16 protein-coding genes are annotated in these 22490 nt (G+C 39.4%); 9 read left to right on the top strand and 7 right to left on the bottom strand.

Annotated elements, in window-relative coordinates; translation table 11 throughout:
- Positions 1-109: 109 nt before the first annotated feature.
- Complete coding sequence (locus MVE01_RS05190) at positions 110-1051, top strand: DUF234 domain-containing protein (protein ID WP_472561111.1); 942 nt, start codon at positions 110-112, stop codon at positions 1049-1051.
- A 97-nt stretch (positions 1052-1148) separates the two neighbouring features.
- Here the strand turns inward: MVE01_RS05190 and MVE01_RS05185 are convergent, their stop codons facing one another.
- The 3 genes from MVE01_RS05185 to MVE01_RS05175 form a co-directional block, all read right to left on the bottom strand.
- Positions 1149-3461 carry a molybdopterin oxidoreductase family protein gene (locus MVE01_RS05185; RefSeq protein ID WP_472561110.1) on the bottom strand — a complete coding sequence of 771 codons (2313 nt, stop codon included), beginning with the start codon at positions 3459-3461 and terminating at the stop codon, positions 1149-1151.
- Positions 3462-3474: 13 nt separating this feature from the next.
- Positions 3475-5082: a DmsC/YnfH family molybdoenzyme membrane anchor subunit gene (locus tag MVE01_RS05180; protein WP_472561109.1), complete on the bottom strand. Its 1608-nt coding sequence runs from the start codon at positions 5080-5082 to the stop codon at positions 3475-3477.
- A gap of 129 nt (positions 5083-5211) precedes the next feature.
- Positions 5212-7131: a ferredoxin--nitrite reductase gene (locus MVE01_RS05175; RefSeq protein ID WP_472561108.1), complete on the bottom strand. Its 1920-nt coding sequence runs from the start codon at positions 7129-7131 to the stop codon at positions 5212-5214.
- Between the two features lie 230 nt (positions 7132-7361).
- Here MVE01_RS05175 and MVE01_RS05170 point away from each other — a divergent pair, with 230 nt between their 5' ends.
- The gene (locus MVE01_RS05170) at positions 7362-8642 is read left to right on the top strand and encodes an MFS transporter (RefSeq protein WP_472561107.1); all 1281 of its coding nucleotides are present in this window, start codon (positions 7362-7364) and stop codon (positions 8640-8642) included.
- A gap of 41 nt (positions 8643-8683) precedes the next feature.
- Here the strand turns inward: MVE01_RS05170 and MVE01_RS05165 are convergent, their stop codons facing one another.
- Positions 8684-8914, bottom strand: coding sequence for a hypothetical protein (locus MVE01_RS05165; RefSeq protein ID WP_472561106.1), 231 nt, complete (start codon positions 8912-8914; stop codon positions 8684-8686).
- Positions 8915-9180: 266 nt separating this feature from the next.
- Between MVE01_RS05165 and MVE01_RS05160 the strand changes: the two genes are divergently transcribed.
- A complete protein-coding gene (locus MVE01_RS05160; RefSeq protein WP_472561105.1) occupies positions 9181-10812 on the top strand; it encodes a protein kinase domain-containing protein in 1632 nt (543 codons plus the stop codon).
- Here MVE01_RS05160 and mltG read toward each other — a convergent pair.
- Positions 10798-11823 (bottom strand): endolytic transglycosylase MltG, encoded by a 1026-nt coding sequence (gene mltG / locus MVE01_RS05155; protein WP_472561104.1) that lies wholly within the window; start codon positions 11821-11823, stop codon positions 10798-10800. The two genes, MVE01_RS05160 and mltG, sit on opposite strands and share 15 nt — an antisense overlap.
- Between mltG and MVE01_RS05150 the strand changes: the two genes are divergently transcribed.
- Entirely contained in the window at positions 11735-14416 is a 2682-nt protein-coding gene (locus tag MVE01_RS05150) for a YhdP family protein (RefSeq protein ID WP_472561103.1), read from the top strand. The genes mltG and MVE01_RS05150 overlap by 89 nt on opposite strands.
- A gap of 61 nt (positions 14417-14477) precedes the next feature.
- On the opposite strand, the gene MVE01_RS05145 is transcribed toward MVE01_RS05150, so the two are convergent.
- Together MVE01_RS05145 and secA are read right to left on the bottom strand one after the other, a co-directional pair.
- Positions 14478-15695, bottom strand: a complete 1218-nt coding sequence (locus MVE01_RS05145) for an ABC transporter permease (protein WP_472561102.1) — start codon at positions 15693-15695, stop codon at positions 14478-14480.
- Entirely contained in the window at positions 15695-18334 is a 2640-nt protein-coding gene (gene secA / locus MVE01_RS05140) for a preprotein translocase subunit SecA (RefSeq protein ID WP_472561101.1), read from the bottom strand. Before secA ends, MVE01_RS05145 begins: the two co-directional genes overlap by 1 nt.
- Positions 18335-18506: 172 nt before the next feature.
- Between secA and lolA the strand changes: the two genes are divergently transcribed.
- From lolA to MVE01_RS05115, 5 genes are all read left to right on the top strand, one after another.
- Positions 18507-19031: a LolA-like outer membrane lipoprotein chaperone gene (gene lolA, locus MVE01_RS05135; RefSeq protein ID WP_472561100.1), complete on the top strand. Its 525-nt coding sequence runs from the start codon at positions 18507-18509 to the stop codon at positions 19029-19031.
- A gap of 1 nt (position 19032) precedes the next feature.
- Positions 19033-19587, top strand: a complete 555-nt coding sequence (locus MVE01_RS05130; protein ID WP_472561099.1) for a hypothetical protein — start codon at positions 19033-19035, stop codon at positions 19585-19587.
- Positions 19584-20399, top strand: coding sequence for a polyphosphate kinase 2 (gene ppk2 / locus MVE01_RS05125; protein WP_472561098.1), 816 nt, complete (start codon positions 19584-19586; stop codon positions 20397-20399). The genes MVE01_RS05130 and ppk2 overlap by 4 nt, the downstream gene beginning before the upstream one ends.
- A 2-nt stretch (positions 20400-20401) precedes the next feature.
- On the top strand, positions 20402-20752 hold the full coding sequence (gene arsC / locus MVE01_RS05120) for an arsenate reductase (glutaredoxin) (protein ID WP_472561097.1): 351 nt from the start codon (positions 20402-20404) through the stop codon (positions 20750-20752).
- Positions 20753-20901: 149 nt separating this feature from the next.
- Positions 20902-22490, top strand: a 1589-nt coding sequence (locus tag MVE01_RS05115; RefSeq protein WP_472561096.1) for an ABC-F family ATP-binding cassette domain-containing protein, incomplete at its 3' end; no start/stop codon positions are given.

Genomic DNA, 22490 nt, shown 5'->3' with positions numbered 1-22490 from the left:
TGGGTGGGCTTTGCAAACGCAATCTTGCACAAGATATTTACTTCGACTTAGCTACGGCTAGGACTTGTAAATCTCTTGCACAATCTTACATTTGCAAAACCCATTGTGAATGTCTAGGTTATTCAGAGGGTTCTATAAAATTAAAAGGGAAGGTCGGCACATCAAAAACGCGTTTAAAACTTTTTGTGAACACAATCCACATCTGACTTTGGAGCAATTTATTGAGCATTTTGCTATTTTAGGCGGAGCAGAAGAGAGTATTGAGCTTGATTTCTTTGAAGATGTTTTTGCTATGGTCGAATCCAACTTTGTAAAGAATTTCACTAAATTCCAAAATCTTGTTTCTCCGTCTTATCTATTGGAAACTCCCTATCGTGAACTGCTTATGGCAGTTGCCAGAGGTGACGGTAAGTTTTACTCTGTAATTAAAAAAGCCCGATTGAGTGAAAGTGCAGGAGAACGTGTGATTGGGGAATTGGTTGACCTTCATATCCTTCAAATAGAGTTCTCCCGGGAATCCCCGCTTAGAACAGATCCTAAACATAAACTCAAAAAGGAGCTCCGTTCCTATCGTATACAGGATAAACTCCGCTTTGTTCAACCGTTTATGCGTTTTTGGTTCGGGTTTGTTACTTATTATAGAAAGAACTTGCTTCATGGGGATGCTGTGGATTTTTTAGAGAATTTTAAAAATAATTATGAACGTTTGCGTACATTGGTATATGAACAGCTTTGTGATGCTTTACTTGTGAAACAGTATGAAAATAGTACACCACTGCTTAGCCACGGAAGTTATTGGAATCAACACAGTGAGTTTGATATTTTAGCGATCACCGGTGATAAAAAACTTATTTTGGGTGAATGTAAATATAAAGACCGAAAAGTGTGTAAGAATGAATTGACAAAACTTAAAGCCAAGGCTTTACAGTCAGGCATAAAAGTAGATGTCTATGCACTTTTTTCCAAAAGTGGATTTTCCAAAGAGTTGTTAGGCATGCAAGATGGAAAGTTACTTCTGTTTGATCTAAATGATTTGAAAGTGCTTCTGTAGGGTGTTGTACCCTTACAACACATTGAAGTTTATTGCGAGATTAAAGTTTTGATTAAAATCTAAATTTTTGGTGTTGTGAGGGCACAACACCCTACGGCTATGATGAAGATTTAACCTTTTCATCCACCAACACTTCCTCTTCATACACCTTCACACCTTCTAAATAACCAGATATCTCTACCTCTTCATATACTATCCCTTCAGGAACTGCTTCTGAGTGCAGCTGTACAGCACACTGTTTGTAGTTTGGCTCAAAAGATTTGGGGTCAAACTCCGGGATGGTAATATTATTGATGAGTTGTTCATTGAAATGGAACGGTACGAAGATATTTCCTTCTCTCACAGTTTCACTGACTTTAACAATGACATCTTCTACTTTTCCTCTGTTCCCGGAAATAGCGATGCGGTCACCGCTTTTTACTTTGAGTTTGGCAGCATCTTTGGGGCTGAGGTCTACCCATGCTTCCGGAGCCAGAGCATCCAGTATGCCGATGGTTCCTGTTTTGGTTCGGGTGTGGAACTGCTCTACTGTCCTTCCTGTGTTGAGGATGAGCGGTAGTCCTTTACATTGCATTTCACTTAAAGGTATCCAGTCAAGAGGGAGAAGCTTGGCGGTTCCATCCTGAGTGGGGCAAGGCATCTCCTCTGAGTAGAGGCGTTTCGTACCTTTGGGAGCATGGTCATTACATGGCCACTGAATGCCTCCGAGTTCTTCTATCAGCTCATAGCTCATACCGGAATAGTCACACAGCTGTCCTTTGCTTACCTGTTTGATCTCCTCAAATATATCTTGTGGGCTTTCTATATCTTTAAAGAGTAGTGCATGTTTACCTTCAAAATATTTGGAGAAGTCTAAAACAATATCCAGATCACTTTTTGTTTCTCCTAAGGGATCAATTGCTTTTTTTGCATAGTTACAGCGTCTCTCAGAATTGGTATAGCATCCCTCTTTTTCTGACCATGTGGCAGCAGAAAAGACCACATCAGCAATCTCTGCCGTATCTGACATAAAGGCATCCTGTACTACTAGAATATCTAGTTTCTTCAATGCTTCTCTTAAACTGTTCTGGTCAGGATAGCTTACCAGCGGGTTGGTTGCAACCACCCAAAGAGCTTTTATTTCTCCTCTGTTTATGGCATCAATGATCTGAGGGTAGGCGTAGCCGCGTTTGTTAGGTACTAAATCCACGGGTACATTAATAATGTCGGCAAAGGCTTGTCTGTCAGATGTACTTGCATAGTTTCTATAACCTGGGATGGAAGAAGTAAAACCAAATTCACGTGTACCCATGGCATTACACTGTCCTGTAATGGACATAGGTGAGGCACCTTCTTTTCCAAGGTTTCCTGTAATTAGTGCCAGATTGCAGATGGCAGAGACAGTGTCTGTACCTATACTACTTTGGTTGACTCCCATTGTCCAGGCACTCATGGCCTTGTCTGCTGTGGCATAGACTTTAGCCAAATTGTAAAGCTCTTTAACCTCTATACCTGTAATGTTGGCTACCTCCTGGGGAGGATAGTTTTTTATGATATGTTTTCTAAATTCTTTATAGCCGTTGGTACGTTCTTTAATAAACTTTTCATCTTCCCAGCCTTGCTCCATAATGATGTAGCATAGCCCGTTGAGCAGTGCCAAGTCTGAACGGGGAGCTAACGGTACAAAAATGTCTGCCATTTGTGAGGTTTTAGATTTACGGGGATCAACTACGATCAGTGTTGGTTTTTTTCCCGTCTCTTTTTTGTTTTTGGCAATATGAAGTTTCAAAATAGGATGATTGTCGGCAATGTTCGCCCCAATGAGCAAAATAACATCTGCTTTGGAAAAATCCTCATAACACCCTGTAGGTCCGTCAGAACCAAAGGTTTGTTTATAACCCATAACAGCACTTGCCATACAGAGAGTGGTGTTCCCGTCATAGTTATTGGTTTCAAGACCCAACTGGGTAAATTTACCCAGTGCATAAAACTCTTCTGTGAGTAACTGACCCGTAGAGATGACAGCTACAGCGCCTTTGCCATGTTCTGCCTGAATACGCTTGAACGCATCACTGGTATGGGTAAAGACTTCTTCCCAGGAAACAGAAGTTAGTACGCCGTTTTTTTTGAGCAAAGGGGCAGGTATACGGTTGTCGGCTCTGACCATTTTATGCTCACTGAGTCCTTTGGGACAGAGAGTCCCCATGTTCACAGGGTGCAGCGGGTCACCTTTGGAGTAGACTGCTTCCCCGTTCTTCACCCCAATGTACATCCCACAACCTACACCACAATACCCACAGGTAGAGCGTACCCATTTGTCCGGGGCTTTGGCCTTGGCGACTTTTCCAAAGATGGGGTCATCTACTAGTGCGTATTTGTCTTCTTTGATGTCAAGTCCGAGAAAGTTTTTTGCTTTATCTATTAAACTCATTTTATTCCCTTGCCTAATGTCGTTGATTTCCGGCAAAGAAGTTCCCTGCCAGTCCCAGTGGTACTACCGTTCTGTAAAAGAGGTAGCGTCCGCTGAGTTCGCTTGATAATGCACCTATGGTTGCCACTGCCAAAGTGGCTATGGCTAGACTTACCAAACCACTTGCTGTGAACATAATAGCAAGCAGTGGCAGTGCCAGTGCAAATAGAGCCAGTGAGTAAACTCTAAACTTTTTTACTCTACCAAAATGCTCCTGAAGAAGGGTTCTTGTCCGGTTGTATTGGTAATGGAGCGGGTCTTCTTTGTCTAAATGACGGTAGAACATGACCTCTTCCAATATGACCAGTGCCTGTCCCATACCGGCTACCAGTGTGATGGAAAGCAGTACCATGGCTCCCTGTGAACCGTTACTGATAAGCAGTACCATAGCAATAAGTAAAAAACCTACATAGCCTGAACCAAAGAAACGTTTGGTGGTACTTTTCCTATTCCAGCTTGGACGTGCCTTGATGCGGTAGATCATTGACTGGGCGTAGATACCGAAGATCCCAAGTGCCAAAGTAACGGCTTCAACAAGAAGCAGTAAAAAACCTTTGATCTCTAAAAAGCACAATCCTGCTACCATTGTTGCCAAGCCTGTATAGGCTCCAAGAGCAATTGCCTCACGGCTGAGCCATGAGGTTTTCCAGTTCTTCATAGCAGACATCGCTTTTGCCGGTCGTCCTAAATGCATGGCAGAGAGTGGAAGTCCTATAGCCGCAGGCAAAAATGCCAAGATTGCCATTGCCAGATTTGGCTTTGGCAGGTTAAAGCCCAGACTAAAGAGCAGTTGTCCCAAAAATAGAGCCAAAAAGGCACCTACAGAAATTTGTGTGAGTACGGTCATAAAGACCAGTGGCAACTCAGCATGTGCAGGTTTGAGCAGATGCTCATCAGCTACATGTATAGTTTCACCTTCAGGAAGTTCCGGCAGGGTATAACGGGTGGTCGGCTTGGTGATACCTATATCAGGTAGGTGAGGTGCAACTCCCTCTTTGGCCATATCTTCTGCCAGCCACTGTGCTACATTGACAGCTTCTATCTCTATGGCTCCACCTGGACATGCCTGCACACATGCAGGGGTCTGTCCAACTTCGAGTTTGTCTACACACATATGACACTTTGTAACGATGCCTCGATCAGGGTTGAATATTGGCACTTCGTAGGGACAGTTCCATGTACAATACTGACATCCGATACAGCTTGGGTCATCATGCCAGACAATTCCATTATCCAACTTGATATAACTCTCAGTGGGGCAGCCTTTTAGACACTCAGGGTCGATGCAGTGGTTGCAGCTCATAGAGTTGAAAAGTTGGAGAGTATCGGGGAAGGATCCCATTTCCATCTCACCTACACGTCTCCATTTGATGTCATCTGGATTGGCATTTTGTTCGTTACATGCCACTTCACAGCAGTGACATCCGACACAGGCAGTGGCATCAAAATGAAAACGGTATTGTTCTCCAGGTTTTAGATCGGGAATGTCGATAGAGTAGTTTCCACACTGCATACCGGTTTCATTTTTGTAGTTGATGAAACTCTCTAGAGGGGTGTTTTGGGTTAAGGGTTCTACAGCCATTTATACTTCTTTTTTTATATGTATTGTAGGGTGTTGTCCCATGACAACACCTTTTGTTTGGGTGCATAATATTGGTGTTGTAATGGTACAACACCCTACAGATCCATGATTTATTAATTGATACATTATCTATATCTCCTTAAGCGCTACTAATAATTCCGAGAATACCTGTGCACGTTCGCTTTTTTTCTCATGAGTCATATTATAAATAACCTCTGAAAGTTTTGCTGGTACTTTAGGGTTGATACGGCTTACTTCATCACGTTTGATCTTTCTTGGTCGAGCCAGTGTAGGTGCCAGTCCATCAATGGCTTCAAAACGTTTTTCTCCTGTAAGCAGTTTAAAGAGTTTTAGTCCAAAGGTGAAGAGTTCATATTCTTCTCTTCGACCACTTGTAGGTTCCTTGTCAAGTTCAAACATGATATCAAGACCAAGTTTATCCTGCAAAATATAGTTAATCTTCGTAAAGAATGAGATCGCCTGATAACTGTAGTTTTTACTAAAGAATCGGCTTTCAAATGCCTCAAATGTTTCGCTACGGTCTTTGTAGTCAGCATAGGTTTTTAGCAGATATTTAACATGATATTTTGCTTCTGTAATGGGTACACTCTTATGTAAAATATGTGCTTCTTTGGCTTCACGTGTCATTTTACCACCAATGAAAATGTGTACACCGTCTACTCGATTGCCTTCTTGATCTTTAGCTTTACATCCTTCAAAACCAATATCGGCGATGCCATGTATTCCGCACCCTTTGGGGCAGGCTGACCAGTTCATGCGTACAGTTGCATTTTTTATGGCTACTTCCGAGTTAAGGAAATGTGCCATTTCTATAGCATCTGGTTTGTTGGGGATGACCCCAAACGAACAGGTATGTGTCCCTGCACAGGCAATCATATCCTGAAAATAAAGGTTGTGATACTGTATATATTTTCTTATCAAAGAAGTATTTTCAAGTGCAGTAAGATTCTCTTGGGTGATATTCACAAGAAAAAGATTTTGATCGTAGGTTAATCTAATATTTCCGGAGCCAAATCTTTTTGCTTCATTGGCTGCTTCTATCATATCGGTACCACTGAAGATCCCTGAGGGTACGATGACCTTGTAAGCAAATGTATCGTCTTTAAGCAGAACTTTGTTGGAGCCCAGTGCAATATTCTGTGACTGTACCATAGTGATACCGGCAGAGGCATATGTTTTACCGGCTTCTAGTTTGAGTGCCTCTATGAAAGCAGGCATACCCACATCATTCAGTAGAAAATGCAGACGGTTTTTGTTTCGGTTGTCACGGTAGCCGTACTGTTTAAAAACAGTAAGGAGAGCCTCATAAAAGTGCGGCACTTCATCTGCTGTTACAAAAAGATCAGCATCTTTAGCCTGAACACCGACCCTGGCTCCCAAAAAGACATTAAATCCAAAAATACCTTCTTTTTGTGCAAGCACAAAGCAACAGTCATGCCCAAAGATATTACAGGAGTTTGAAAGTGATCCTAAAATCCCTGTATTGAACTTACGCGGCAGTGTAGAGATCCATTCAGGGTTTTCAATGAACTGTTTTTCAAATGAGTCTATAATAGGTTTGGTTTCGATGATATTGTCATATGCCAGACCATCCAGCGGATCGGATACGGTATTACGTGTATTGTCCACACCTGTCTGAAAGGTAGTGAGCCCTACTTCTTTAAGTAAGTGCAGTACTTTGGCAATATTTTCAATGTGTATATAACGCAGTACGACTTGCATACGTGTTGAGATATCTATGTAGTCATTGGCATACTGCTGTGCTACTTTACCGATGCAAAGACTCTGTTCATGTGTAAGCTGACCTGAGGGGATACGGATTCTAAGCATAAAATCCTCTCCTTTGTCAAAAAGACCAAAACATTTTAAAAAGTAGGCAGAATCTTCTTTTGAAAGACCTTTATATCCAGATGCTGCTATGGATTCAAGTTGTGCATAGACGTCCATAGGCTTCTTAAGTGCTTTAGTGGTTTCTACTTTATTGATTTTTTTACTTCTTGCTTCCAAGGCTTCCTGTAATGTTCTCATAACGTGTTTATCTCTCCGTACTAAATTAGGCTTATTATAGCAAAGCAGTCGTCTACTTTAGATAATTTATTGATTAAAAATTAATCATTAACATCGGTTATTATATTTCTATAATAGTATATTAGCTTTATAGAGCATTATTTTAATTGATTAAAAATTAATCAATATATAAGTTATAATAGATATTAATTTGGAGTATACTTCGCAGTATATTTATAAAAGGATACACAATGGCAGGATTTAAAGCACTTAAAGGGCAGGGACATTTTCCGACTCTGTTTATGGCTTTTCTCTATTTTGATATGAGTTTCATGGTCTGGACTATGCTTGGTCCACTCTCTACTGAAATTGCAGAAGCATTGGCAGCACACGGTGAGGTTATCAGCGCAGGGCAGAAAGCAACACTGCTTTCTCTCCCTATACTCTCTGGAGCCATTCTTAGAATAGTTTTAGGTTTTGGTGTAGATAAAATGGGTGCAAAACTCACAGCACTTATTGCTCAGGCAATCGTCATTGCATCACTGTTGATGGCTTATATGCAAGGTAACAGTATCACCTATAATCAATTACTTATTGTAGCGCTTGGACTTGGATTTGCCGGTGCGTCTTTTGCAGTAGCTCTCCCACAGGCTGGGCAATGGTATCCACCAAAGCTTCAGGGGGTAGTACTGGGTATTGCAGGTGCCGGAAATATTGGTGTAGTACTGGACTTTATCTTCGCTCCGAAGATCGCAGAGAAATGGGGTTGGGAATCTGTATTCGGTGTGGGTGCTGTTATGGCGATATTGGTTTTTATAGCCTATCTTTTTCTGGCAAAAAATGCACCAGCTTCTGTCTATAAACCTCGCCCTAAAAAAGTCTCGGATTATCTTAAACTTCTGAGAGATAAAGACACTTGGTGGTTCAACCTGTTTTATGCCATTAGTTTTGGTGGTTTTGTAGGATTTGCAGGTTACATGAAAGTGTATCTTATGAACACCTATCAGGCAGATATGTCATCTTTTGGAGTTAATGTCTTTCATGAGCCTAATGTAAAGGTTATTGCAGGATACTTTGGAGCACTGACCATATTTGCCGGTGCGGTGCTTAGACCAGTCGGTGGAAACATTGCAGATAAGATCGGTGGAGTAAAAGCGCTTTATTTCTTTTATGGAGCAGTAGCTGTATTGGCTGCTACACTTGCATTGATTGATCTGCCGTTTTTTGTTGCTATCGTTGTACTGTTTTTCATTATGGCAAACCTTGGTATGGCAAATGGTGCGGTATTCCAATTAGTACCGCAAAGGTTTGGCAAAGATATAGGTATTATGACTGGTATTGTTGGTTGTGCAGGTGGTCTAGGCGGTACAGCCCTCATTAAGACGCTAGGTTGGTCCAAAGGTGCCTTTGACGGTTACTCTGTAGGATTTATGATCTTTGCAGCGGTGGTACTTGTAGCCATATTTGGACTCAGTTTTGTAAAGACAAGATGGAGAACAACCTGGGGGGCAAAAGCCGGGGGAATGATTTAATACACATAAAACTAGCATAGACACTATTATTTTTATGCGTATCAATTATTATCACATGCACCCCAGTCATCCGTATAGTCATAGTCGGGTTCTATGGTTTCAATATCTTTTAATGTAGAAGGGTCAATCTCTGCTCCTTTGAAATCATATTCATCGGCATTATAGAATTTTTGCTCTTTTGCATATTTCTTCTCTTTTTCCATAGCTTTTTTTAATGCTTTTTGCAAACGCTGTTGTTTTATGCTGCTATTGTTTTCATTCCCAGAAGCCATATTTATTTCTCTTAGTTATTTTGTTATTCATAGTATATCAAATTTTTTTGTAGGGTGTTGTCCCATGACAACACCTTTTATGTGATTACATGGTTTTGGTGTTGTAAGGGTACAACACCCTACAGGTGATTGATATATTTCTTTCAATATCACTAAAACTTCTCTAATTTTTACTAGTTAATATTGACCATATTTTAATCACCAAAATCCCACAAAAAAACAAAACCAAATGGTATAATAATTCTAACTTTATAATAGGATACTCCATGTCAAAACAAAATATTGAAACATCAGGCTTTACACTTGCCAAAGGTACTCAACTAAAAGGGGATGACTTTTTTGAGGTAAAGGTGATGGAGAATATTACCGTAGCAGCGGTATGTGATGGGGTCGGATCTGCTATGCAGGGAGCTGAAGCTGCAAGACGAGTAACACACTTTTTGGTACAGTCACTCAAGAACAGACCAAAGTCCTGGAGTATGGAGAAATCTATTAAGCACTTTATAGAGAATATTAATCGTGTACTTTTTCTTGAATCCATGGAGGAATATGAGCGTGAAGAGTTGGTTACGACATTGACACTTGTAGTCATAGAAGGAGACAGGCTCTATGGGGCAAATGTAGGAGATAGCCGTATTTATCTGCACCGTAACGGACAGTTCGCACAACTCTCAAATGACCATGCTATGGATGAAGAAGGAATGGAAAATGTGCTTACCTCTGCCATGGGACTTGAAGCGCAGGTTGAGCCGTATTATTTTGAAAACAATCTGCAAGCCAAAGACCAGATACTGCTTTGCAGTGACGGACTTTACAATGAACTTGAGCAGGAAGATTTGGCGGAAGGGCTGCATATGGGAGCCTCTTTTTTGGTTAAAAAAGCATCTAAAAAACATAAAGACAATTTACCTGATGATACTACTGCAGTAGTACTTGAGATCAAAGAACTTGATCCGAGACTGAAACTTAAGCAGAGTGATCTTATCATACAGGAGCAATATAAAGTTGATGAAATAATAGATGGGTACAGACTGCTTAAACCACTTGTTCAAAATAACCGAACCTGGCTTTGTGAGAAAAAAGGAGTACAGTATGTGATCAAATTTTCTCCTCTTGAAGCTGTGGAAGATGAAAATATTTTGGATCTGTTCGTTAAAGAGGTCTGGATGGCAAAACGGCTCAAAGCTGGTTTTTTTCCTAAAGCAGTTATTCCTAAAAAGAGAACACACCGTTACTATATTATGAGTTTTATTGAAGGAGTTTCTCTCAAAGAGTTCATTGCAAAAAAACCGCTCTCTGTAGATATGGGTGTAGAGTTGGCACGGTTTTTACTGAAGATGTCACAGTTTCTTACACGATTGGATCTGGTACATGGGGACATCAAGCCTGAGAATATTATTGTCACAAAACGTAAAGAGAAACTTGTTTTCAAGATGGTGGATTTTGGAAGTATTACAGAATCCTACTCCAATGTAACCAGAGCAGGAACACCATCCTATTTGGCTCCAGAACGTTTCAATCAGGCACCTATTACAGAGCAGACAGAACTTTATGCTATAGGAGTAACACTCTATGAAGCGTTAACACAGAAATTTCCGTTTGGTGAAATAGAACCTTTTCAAAACCCGACCTTTGATAAAAATCCAAAGCATCCTACCAAATATAATCCTAAGATTCCAAATTGGCTGGAGAGTATTATCTTAAGAGCAGTGGAGACTGATACCGATAAACGTTACCACCACTATTCAGAGATGCTCTTTGAAATAGACAATCCACAAAAGGTAAAGCCTTATTTTGACAAGAACCTTTCCTATATAGAGAGAAATGAAAAGATGGTTTATAAAGTTGGATTTATCGTCATGTTTATTTTAAATATTATACAGCTATTGATGCGTTGATTTTTTGGTTTGAATCTTTTCAAAAAGTGCTTTTGCCTGTTGCTGTTTTTTCTTTTTTATGACTTTTTTATGTGCCTTGAATGTAGTGGTAAAGTCATGCACACCCTTGCTATTTTTCATGAAATAAAGATAGTCGGTTCGTGCAGGTTTGATCGCTGCTTTAATAGCACTGAGACTGACTGATCCAATAGGCGAATTCGGTAATCCTTTATGTTTGTAGGTATTGAAACTGCTTAGATCACTTCTAATACGTTCCGGAGTTACTTTCACATGAGAGTATTTGCCATAATTTAGGGTACCATCCATTTGTAATCGCATTCTTTTTTTAAGGCGGTTATGGATGACAGAGGAGACAAGAGGCATCTCTTTGTTATTTGCTGCTTCCTTTTGGATGATGGATGCAATGGTTAGTACTTTTAGCCACTGTTTTTGACTATAGTTTCCATAAATTTTTTGAGAAATATTCTTATATTTTTTATTGGATTCACGTACCAAAAAATGCATAAGATGTTTCTCTTTAATGCCATAGGGTACATAGTAGGTGTCTGCATAAATACCGGCTTCAGGATAAGGAGAGAATTCCAAGTAATATTTTTTTAATTTTTTTGTATCTAATTTGAGATTTTTTGCAAGTGCCTCAAAAAAGAGTTCGGAAGTCTCTCCCGGGATTAGTGTTACTTTGTGTATCATTGCTTTTGCATTGGTAAGTTTGTAAAGAAAATCGATACGGTTGAGTCTATTCTTCCCCAGATGCACCCAACCGGTTTTTGGTGTACCTATAAAGCGTAAAATTGTTGTATCGATCACCGATAAATCGTAGCCTTTTTTTGTCAGCTGTGCTATAATACTTGCAATGGAGCCCTTGGGCACAAAAAGTGTTTGTGTAGTCTTAACGGGTAGTGTAGTATAAAAGGCAAAAGAGATGATTAAGACCAGTAAAATGTTTTCTGCCCATACTGCCCATGTTCTCCATGTCGTCTTGCGTGATACATTAATATTTTTGATTATCATTTTTACTGCTCTTTTCTTTTGGCTCAGATCCGGTATTCATGCGGATAAGCTAACGGTAGGTCATTACGAGATAGACGGATTATACATAAAACTCGATAAAAAACTCACACTCAAAGCCAGGAATATCTTGATCCCCAAGAGTAAGGCTGATCCTTCATTTAAAAATATCGATAAAACCTTTGATACCATCAAATACCTTTTTACCTTTTTTAATTATATAGAGCTGGAGAAAATAGATTTTAACAATAATGAACTCAAAGTCATTTTTGCAGATAATATCCTCTATGTGACCAGTGATGATTATGAGATAGCAGGAAACATAGAAAGAGTAGGGCAAAAACTGGTTGCAGATGTTTCTTTACTGTATATTAAAAAGGATGATATTAATATTGTAGGAGAGCTTACCTATGATCTGCAACAGGACAGACTGGAGACAAAAGGTACATTTGATGCGTATCATATCAAAGGTGACTTTGATGCGACAAAAGAGGGCAGTACCGTTGTTTTTGTCATAAATAGTAAGCCATTCTCCGATCTGAGAACACTTATAAACAAATTCACGTTAAAGCCTTCTATAAAAAGTTGGATCGTAAACAAGGTTAAAGCCAAAAAGTATACATTGCATTATCTTTCCGGTAAAGGGGATATAGGCAAAGAGGGTTTTAAAATGGACTTTGATGCCCTAAGGGGAGAGGTTCTTTTTGAAGATGTGAAGATCTATTATAAAGAGAAACTTGCGCCGGTTCTGGCTTCGGGTTTTCTATTGAACTACAGAAACGGCGGTCTCTACTTTGACTTGAAAGACCCTAGCTACAAAAAAAGAAGTCTCAAGGGAAGTAAAGTAGCAATCACGGATCTGACAGGAAAAAAACCTACGAAGCTTTTGCTTGATCTGCATATAAGCTCACAAATAGACAGTGTGGTTCAGGAAATACTCAAAGCCTACAAACTTCATATTCCTGTGAAGCAAAAAGGAGCACCCTCCAAACTGGATATTAGGATAGATGTTCCGCTAAAAAAATCTGCCGAAAAAACAGCAGTATCTGTCAATGTGGATATCGGTAAAGGGGAAGTTGTTTACGATAAGATTAAAATTTCGGTGTTAAAAGGTAATGTAAAATATAACAGTCGTAAAAAACAGAGCATTGTGTTTAAGGCAGAATTGCAAAAAGGAGTAGCAACGATCTATAAAACGAAGCTTCCTGTCATAAGCGGAAATATTACCTATACAAAAGATCTGGTAGGGTTGAGAAAAGTACATATCAAAGAGCGTTGGTATGACGGAAATGTAGATGGGAAGATCAATATAAAAACAAAGAAAGCTGATCTCAAATTCAATGCCAAGCAGGTGAGCATAGGGGATAAAGAGAAGTTCTTTGTTTTAACAAAAAAAGTACTTCCTCTGCATTTGGATTACAGTAAAAATGTCACAGTAAAACTACCGTCATTAAAAGTTAACATCACTTATCATCACAAGGAGATGTTGATACAGCTGGAAGAAATAGAAAAGATTAAACCTTACCTAAAAAATATCGGTCTACAGATAGACGGTGGAAAACTTGATATTAGAACTAAAGATTTTAAAACCTATACTTTTAACGGGGAGTTAAAAAGAAGATCATGTTTCTTCTATGACAAAGGGAACGTATGCCATACAAAAATACCATGTAGCGGAACAGTTACAAAAAATGGACTGGATTTTTATGCTTTTAACAAACGTTTACATTTTGATGTACCCAAATCTCGTATTACACTTAAAAATCTTAATATTGATCTTAAACAATTTTTAGTTTCAAGAGGGAAGATACAAAAAAAATCAAAATTAAAAAAATTAGTGATACTTGGGCAAAAAAGTAAATTGAGATATGGGAAATATACACTGGTGACAGATAGCTATGATATAGATGTGAAACCCAATGGCAACATAAAAGCTCTGGGAAGTTTAGATGGTGATATTGTGAAATTTTCAAAAAAGGGGAAGCAGCTTTTTATTCAGGCATTGCGTGTGAAAGATAAATTATTACATCCGCTTATCCATTTTAAGGGTTTGAAGAAAGGACGATATTCACTTAAAATATCTGGAGAGCCTGATAAAGTAATGAAAGGGAATATTATTGTCGAGGGAGGGACATTGAGTAATTTTAAAGCCTATAATAATACGTTGGCATTCATTAATACCATACCTGCATTGGCAACATTGCACAGCCCCGGTTTTTCAGAAAAAGGTTTTAAAATCAAAGAAGGGGTAATTGAGTATCGTATGATAGGAGACAAAATTATTTTTGATTCAGTGTATATTAAAGGTAGATCAGCCACTATTGTAGGTAAAGGAGAACTCAATCTAAAGATAAAAAAAATCTCTATGAAACTTGCAATACAGACTGCCAGGGAGCTTGGAAGTTTTGTAGGGAATCTTCCTCTGTTGGGGTATATTCTTATGGGTAAAGATAAGAGTATGACTGTGGGATTAAAGATCACAGGTGATCTTGATAAACCAAAAGTTGAGACAACAGCAGCACAGGATATATTGACGCTACCGTTACAGATACTTAAGAGGACGATCGAATCTCCGGCACATATTATCAATAAGTAGCTTCAGCAGACTCAACTATCGAATTGTATTATTGTTCTCTGAGCTTGTAGAGGAGGTGGGGTTATTCATTTCGAAGTACAGTTAATGGGTCAGTTTCAGAAGCTTTTTTGGCAGGGTAGAGGGCTGAGAGCAGGATGATGATACTTGTGCCAAGTATGATGAATCCAAAATCATTCATAGTAAGGTCTATAGGGAGTCTGCTTGTACCGTAGACATCTTCAGGCATGGAGATAATGTCAAAGGTGGTGAGTATCCAGATACCTAAACTTCCAAGAAGTGTACCGGCTGCCATACCTGCAATACCGATGATAAGTCCCAGTCTAAAGAAAATAGATCTTATCTCTGTCTTGGTGGCTCCGAGTGTTCGCATAAGAGCTATTTCAGCTCTTCGACTCATGACTGTCATGAGCAGAGAAGAGATAATATTAAGTGATGCTACAAGAATAATAAGAAGTAATACAAGAAAAAGGGCTTTCTTTTCCATCTGCATGGCAGAGAAGAAGTTACCATTTTGCTGCCACCATCCTTCGATCACTACATTTTTAGGTAAGACGTCTTTTATTTTTTTGATATCTTCCATAGGATTTTTAGAATAAATATGTAATCCGTCATAAAAACCGATTTTACGCTTAAGCAATTTTTCAAAAGCTTCGAGGGTAGTGTACATAATAGCTTTATCGTAAGCTTTGAGACCGGATTTAAAGACCCCGTCCACAACAAAACGTTTTTGTAAAGGCATTGTACCAAAGCCGATAGCCTGCTGTTCTGAAAAATAAAGTGTAACTTTCTTACCTTTGGGGGCATCCATCTCAAAAGAAAGTCCCTCTCCTACGATCACTTTGAATATGCTTGAGCTATTGCCTTTGGCTTTTTGAAAGATGCTATTGATCGCAGATTCTTTTGTATAGTCGACACCATAGAGTAAAGAGCCTTGTACAGCACCTTCATTTCTAGTAATGACCTGTGTAGTATAGTAGGGACTGAATTGAAGATGGGGGAATTTTTTATGAAGTGTACGTATAAGTGTTTTATTGACAGCATCTTCTTCAACAGGAAGGATAGTAAGGGGGTAGTTCATGACAAAAAGTTTTTTAGTGAACTCTTCCTGTGTGCCGTTCATGATCCCCATAGCGATCATTAAGACCATCACACCGGTAGTAATACCTAAAAAAGCGAGTATAGCAGAGATAAAGATAAAAGGATTTTCTGTATCATATTTAAGATAGTGTTTGATGATACGCCTAATAAATTTTTTATTAGGCGAGGAGATTGTTTTCATTATGCCAATAGACCTTTTTTAGGTCCGCTTTGTCCGCAACAATTTTTATATTTTTTCCCTGATCCGCATGGACATGGTTCATTTCTCTTTGGCTTTTTGGTGCCGGTAATAGGTTTAAGTGTAGAAGAATCTTCAGTGATCGTTCCTTCTTCCAGTGATTGATTGAGGGTTGTATCTGCCACATCATTTTCCAACTCTTCTCTGATCTGCTCAACAGCTGCTTCTTCCTCTTCAGGAGAGCTAAAGTCAAACTGTACGAGTTGAAGGACTTTCACTGCTTCATATTTGATACGCTGTATAAGATCTGTAAAGAGTTTAAAGCTGTCTTGTTTATATTCAGTAAGTGGATCTTTCTGGTTGTATCCTCTAAGCCCTATACCGGTTTTAAGTACATCCATTTCATAAAGATGGTCTCTCCACTGTGGATCGAGTACCTGAAGGTACAGGATACGTTCTATTTCGGTTCTCTGTTCAGGATCGATCTGAGACATCTTCTCTTCATAGATATTTTCCATCATCTCTGTGATCATTGTCTTGAGTTCGTCAGCTTCTTTATCTAGAAAGTATTGAGAGTCGACTTCAATATGAAGCTCTTCTTTAATTAGTGCAGCAAGTTTTTCAACATTGAAATCCTCTTTAGGCATACCCTCATAGATCTCACATTCTGCAAGTAGATAATTAATATATTCTGCACGGTTCTCTTTGATTTTTGCATCAATGTCAAATTCAGGATCAAGCAACTGATTTCTAAATGCATAGATTGCTTTTCTCTGGTGGTTGGCAACATCATCATATTCCAAGATTTGCTTTCTTGACTCATAATGCTGGTTCTCTACTTTTTTCTGTGCTTTTTCAACAGAGCGTGTGACGATTTTGGAGTCAATATACTCTCCCTCTTCCACGCCCAGTTTGTTCATAATATTTCTGATCTTCTCCCCACCGAAAATACGTAGAAGATTGTCATCAAGGCTTAGAAAGAATTGGCTCTCTCCTGGGTCACCCTGACGCCCTGAACGACCTCGAAGCTGGTTGTCTATACGTCTACTCTCATGACGTTCTGTACCAAGGATCATCAGTCCGCCGAGTGCTCTTACTTCATCATCTATTTTAATGTCAACTCCACGACCCGCCATGTTTGTAGCAACTGTTACGGCGCCTTTTTGTCCTGCATTCATAATGATCTCTGCTTCCTGAGCATGGTTTTTAGCATTGAGCATATTGTGAGGTATTTTTTCTTTTTTAAGTCGTTCATCGATCATTTCAGATTTTTCAATGGAAGCTGTACCGATGAGTACAGGTTGACCTTTGGCATGCAGTTCTTTGACACGTCTTACTACGGCATCAAGTTTCTCACGTTCAGTATTGTAGATGAGGTCGTTTTTATCATCTCTTGCAATAGGCACATTGGTAGGAATGGAAATGACTTCCAGATTATATATCTGTGCAAATTCTGTGGCTTCTGTTTGTGCGGTACCTGTCATACCTGCAAGTTTTTCGTAGAGTCTGAAGTAGTTCTGGTAAGTGATCTCGGCAAGTGTCTGAGACTCTTCCTGTATCTCTACTCCCTCTTTGGCTTCCAGTGCCTGATGCAGACCTTCCGAGTACCTGCGTCCTTCTGAGAGCCTTCCTGTAAACTCATCTACAATAATGATCTCGTTATTCTGTACCACATAATCGACATCTTTCTCAAAAATGTAGTGTGCTTTAAGTGCCTGATCAAGGTGGTGGGAAAGTGCAGCATTCTCAAGTGAGTAGAGATTGTCTACTTCAAAAAGATCCTGGGCTTTTTGTAATCCCTGTTCTGTCATCACGATGGTTCGGTTTTTCTCATCGACAGTGAAGTCACCGGTTGTTTTTTCGTCTTCACCTGGTTTGGTTTTGAGTTTTTCCCCACGTATCATCTGTTTTGCAATAATGTCTGCTCTGGCATAGTGATTATGGTCACGTTGCGTAGGACCGGAGATGATCAATGGAGTTCTTGCTTCATCAATAAGAATGGAGTCCACTTCATCGACGATGGCATAATGATGTTCACGCTGGACTTTTTCTTCTGCGCGTACCTTCATGTTGTCACGCAGGTAGTCAAAGCCATATTCGTTGTTGGTTCCATACGTGATATCTGCTTCATACTGTGCTTTTCTTGCTATTTCATCATGGATATCAGTTGTAATGCATCCAACGGTAAATCCTAAAAATTCATAAAGGACTCCCATTTCTTCTGAGTCTCTTTTTGCAAGGTAATCGTTGACAGTAACCACATGAACACCTTTCCCCGTCATAGCATTCAGTGCCACAGCAAGCGTAGCTACCAGTGTTTTACCTTCACCGGTTTTCATTTCGGCGATGTCGCCGTCGTGCAGTACCATACCCCCGACCATCTGAACATCATAATGCCTTAGACCCAATGTACGCTTTGAGGCTTCACGTGTAATAGCGAAGGAGTCATAGAGTACATCATCTGTAGTTTTGGCACCACTTTGTACCTCTTCTTTGAGAGTATTGAATGCAGCTTGAAGTTCCTCATCACTGAGTGGTTCATACTTTGACTCAAGTGCGTTAATATCTTTTACCCTTTTAAGGTAGCCTTTAACAATCTTGTCATTTCTTGTGCCAAATATTTTGAGTACGCTTTTTATCATTTCTATTTTACCTAATATTATAATGGTGATTATTTTATCTAAATTGTGATTAATAATCAGTTAGCTTTTTGGATTTGGAGAGGTATCACTGTTCATTCACAATTTTATGTCAAAATAACCTCATACCAAGTGAGTTTTTGGTATATTTTTAAGAATTAATAAGGAAAAAGAAGTGAAAAAAACAGTATTGATTTTAATAATGGGTACCCACCTGTTTGCTTCATCTATTGTGCTCCCTGAGAACTTTACGGCAAACTTTACACAAATGATCACAAATCCTAAGAAGAAAGTAATTAACTATAGCGGTAAAGTATATTTTTCAGATAAAACACTGCTCAAATGGGAGTATTTGAAGCCGACAAAAAAAGAGGTATGTACCAATGGACTTGAATTGCTTGTTGTTGATCATGATCTGGAGCAGGTCTCCAATTATCTTATTAACAAAGGATTTAACCTTACAGAGATATTGAAGAAAGCTGAAATACATGATAAAAATATTTATGTAGCAGTGTATCAGGGTAAAAAATACACAATACAGGTCGATGCAAAAGGGCAGCTTCAGAGTGTAGCATATTTCGACGACTTGGAAAACAAGGTGCAGATTGTTTTTAAAAAAGTAAAATATGGTAAAGGAAAGCTTCCACTAAAAAGCATGCAGTGTAACTATCCTAAAGAATATGACATGATAAGAGGTTAAAATGGATGAACTTATTGCTAAAATAGGGAATGACTCCACACTGATGTTCACTGGTGCTATATCACTTGTGGTTCTGTTATTCATAGTTCTGGTTGTGGTTGTTTCCAGCATGCGGGTCAAAACCTATAAAGAGAGATTTCTCAACGTACAGATAGATAATCAGGAAAAAGAGAAGCTGATCGCCGAACTTCAAAAAGAGTTACAGGTCTTAAAGATCAAGAATGCGCAAAATGAACAGGAACTGCAGCAGTTTGCACAGACCAAAGAGAAACTGGGTTTGACAGAAGAGGCATTACAGGTTTCTCAAAGAGAAGCCAATGCATTTGAAAAATTACAAAGTCAGACGAAATCGAAGTTTGAGCATACAGAGAATATGTATGAAAAATTACAGAGTGAACACAAGTCTTTACAGGAACGACTGGAGAGTCTGAATGAAGAGAACAGCAAACTGCGTGTCAATAATGCACGTCTATTGATGAAACTGGAGACCGAAGCAAGGTTTGCTTCCCAACTGAACAATCGATCTTCAGAGCAGAATGGGAAAGAAAATTCATGAAGCAGCAAATTCACTATACGCAAGCACTTCCGGAGTATCAGATAAAATTTTCAAAAGTTTTTAAAGGTAATGGAAAGATAGAGAGAAAGTTCTATGAAGAGGAGTCTTTAAGACTTCAGTATGAGTTGGTAAAGCTTCAAAAATGGATCATCGACAATGAAAAACGTCTGCTTGTGATCTTTGAGGGGATGGACACCGCAGGTAAAAGTTCCACCATAAAAGAGTTCAATAACTATCTGAACCCAAGAGAAGCACGTTCTGTAGCTCTGCCAAAGCCCAATTCCAAAGAGCTTGGGCAGTGGTATTTCCAACGGCATATTAAACAGATCCCCAATGCAGGGGAGATCGTATTTTTTGACCGTTCATGGTACAACAGAGCAGGTATAGAACAGGTTTTTGGTTTTTGTACACAGGCACAGCATGATCATTTTTACAAGCAGGTCAATGGTGTAGAAGAGATGCTGGTGGATGATGGTATACTCTTTTTTAAATTCTATATGAATATCTCTAAAGAGACACAGCAAAACCGCATTAAAGACAGAGAGAATGATCCGCTTAAAAGCTGGAAACTCTCCAAGCTGGATTATGAGTCTATGGAAAAATATGCTGAATATGAGAAGCTTAGAGATAAAATGTTCAGACTCTCCGGTACACCGTATGCACCATGGTGTGAACTTGATGCCAATGATAAAAAGCGAGCAAGGCTCAATGCCATACGTTACCTGCTTTCAAACATAGATTATGAAGGTAAAAACAGGCATGTGATTACCGGAGTAGATGAAAAGATCACTAAACTACATAACAAAGGATAGACATGGCAAACGTCACCATCTGGCATAACCCGAGATGTTCAAAATCAAGAAATTCACTGGCACTTTTGGAAGAGAAAGGTATAGAGGCAGAAGTAGTAAAGTATCTGGATACCCCTCCGACAAAAGAGGCACTTAGAACCTTACTCTCTCAACTTGGTATCTCTGCAAAAGAGCTTATGCGAACCAAAGAGGATGCTTACAAAGTACTTGGACTGAAAGATGTAGATGATGAGGAGAAGCTTATTGCAGCGATGGTAGAAAATCCAAAGCTTATAGAAAGACCTATTGTTATAAAAGATGGCAAAGCAGTCATAGGCAGACCTATAGAGAATGTAATTGAACTACTGGATTGATTTTCTTTTTAAGGCTTATGTGAACCTCTAAAAATAGGTGATACCCACAATATCTCTATTATTAGAGGTTCCCTTATTTCACACGGGTCACCTTTCAGCACTTTATGCTAAAATCCCGTAAATTATAGATATCAATAGAAGGATACAACTTGCTTAGTACAGTCAATTTAACACAACGTTACGGAAAGAGAGTGCTTTTCGACAAGATCAATATGACCATGGATGTAGGTAAACGCTATGGGCTTATCGGTGCCAACGGTGCAGGAAAATCAACATTTATGAAGATTCTTGCAGGAGAGTTGGAGCCAAGTGACGGTGAAGTGCAGATCCAGCCAGGGCTAAAGCTTGGCATGTTGAGTCAAAACCAGTATGCATTTGAAGACTTTACCCTTAAAGATGCGGTACTCTACGGTAACAAAAAGCTCTATGCTGCACAAAAAGAGAAAGAAAAACTCTATATGGAAGGTGACTTTGAGAGTGATGAGGTCAATAACCGTTTGGCAGAGCTGGAGATGATCTGTGCAGATGAAGACCCTACCTATGAGTCAGATGTCAAAATAGAGAAACTGTTAGAATCACTTGGTTTCCCTGCTTCTCAACATGATGACCTGATGTCGTCACTTACGGGTGGAGACAAGTTCAAGATCCTGCTTGCACAGGTACTTTTCCTTAAGCCTGATATTTTACTCCTTGATGAGCCTACAAACAACCTGGATATGGAGACCATTTCATGGTTGGAAAATGAGTTGAAACGCCATGAGGGAACACTGATGGTCATCTCTCACGACAGACACTTCCTTAATGGTGTTGTGACACACATTCTTGACCTTGATTTTCAGAATATTCGTGAATTTACAGGAAACTATGATGAATGGTACATCGCAGCAAATCTCATAGCAAAACAGGCAGAAACTGATAGGGGTAAGGCACTCAAAGAGAAAGAAGAGTTGGAAAAATTCATTGCAAGATTTTCAGCCAATGCCTCCAAAGCGAAACAGGCAACTTCTCGTCAGAAGCAGCTCGATAAACTTGATATGGGTGAGATCAAACTCTCTTCCAGACGTGATCCGTCCATTATGTTCAAGGCACATCGGGAGATAGGGAATGAAGTACTTGAAGTAGAAGGGCTTTCCAAGTCTTATGATGGTGAGAGTGTATTTGAGAATCTTACCTTTAAAGTGAACAAAGGTGACAAGATAGCCCTCATCGGTACCAATGGTGTAGGGAAGACCACACTGCTTCAAATCCTCATGGAAGAGATAAAAGCAGATGCGGGTACTTTTAAATGGGGACAGACCATTACGACAAGTTATTTTCCTCAAAACACAACAGATATTGTCACAGGAGATGAAGAACTTCCACAATGGATACAGGGCTTTGATGTCAAGTGGCACATCGATGACATACGTAAAACATTGGGACGTATGCTCTTCTCAGGTGAAGAACAGAAGAAAAAGATCGATGCCTGTTCTGGAGGAGAAAAGCACCGTGTCATGATGAGTAAAATGATGATGGACAGTTGTAACTTCCTTGTGATGGATGAGCCAAACAATCACCTTGACCTGGAAGCCATTGTTGCATTGGGTGAAGCACTGCATAATTACAAAGGTGGAGTGATATGTGTCTCTCATGACAGAGAACTTATTGATGCCTTTGCAAACCGTATCATCAAACTGAATGAAGATGGGACGATGATCGATTTTGAAGGGAATTATGAGGAGTTTGTAGAAAAATACGG

The organism is Sulfurovum sp. (assembly GCA_026990595.1).
GTDB lineage: Bacteria > Campylobacterota > Campylobacteria > Campylobacterales > Sulfurovaceae > Sulfurovum.
The sequence above is the reverse complement of the archived record's forward strand: the minus strand, read 5'-3'. Positions and strand labels throughout refer to the sequence as shown.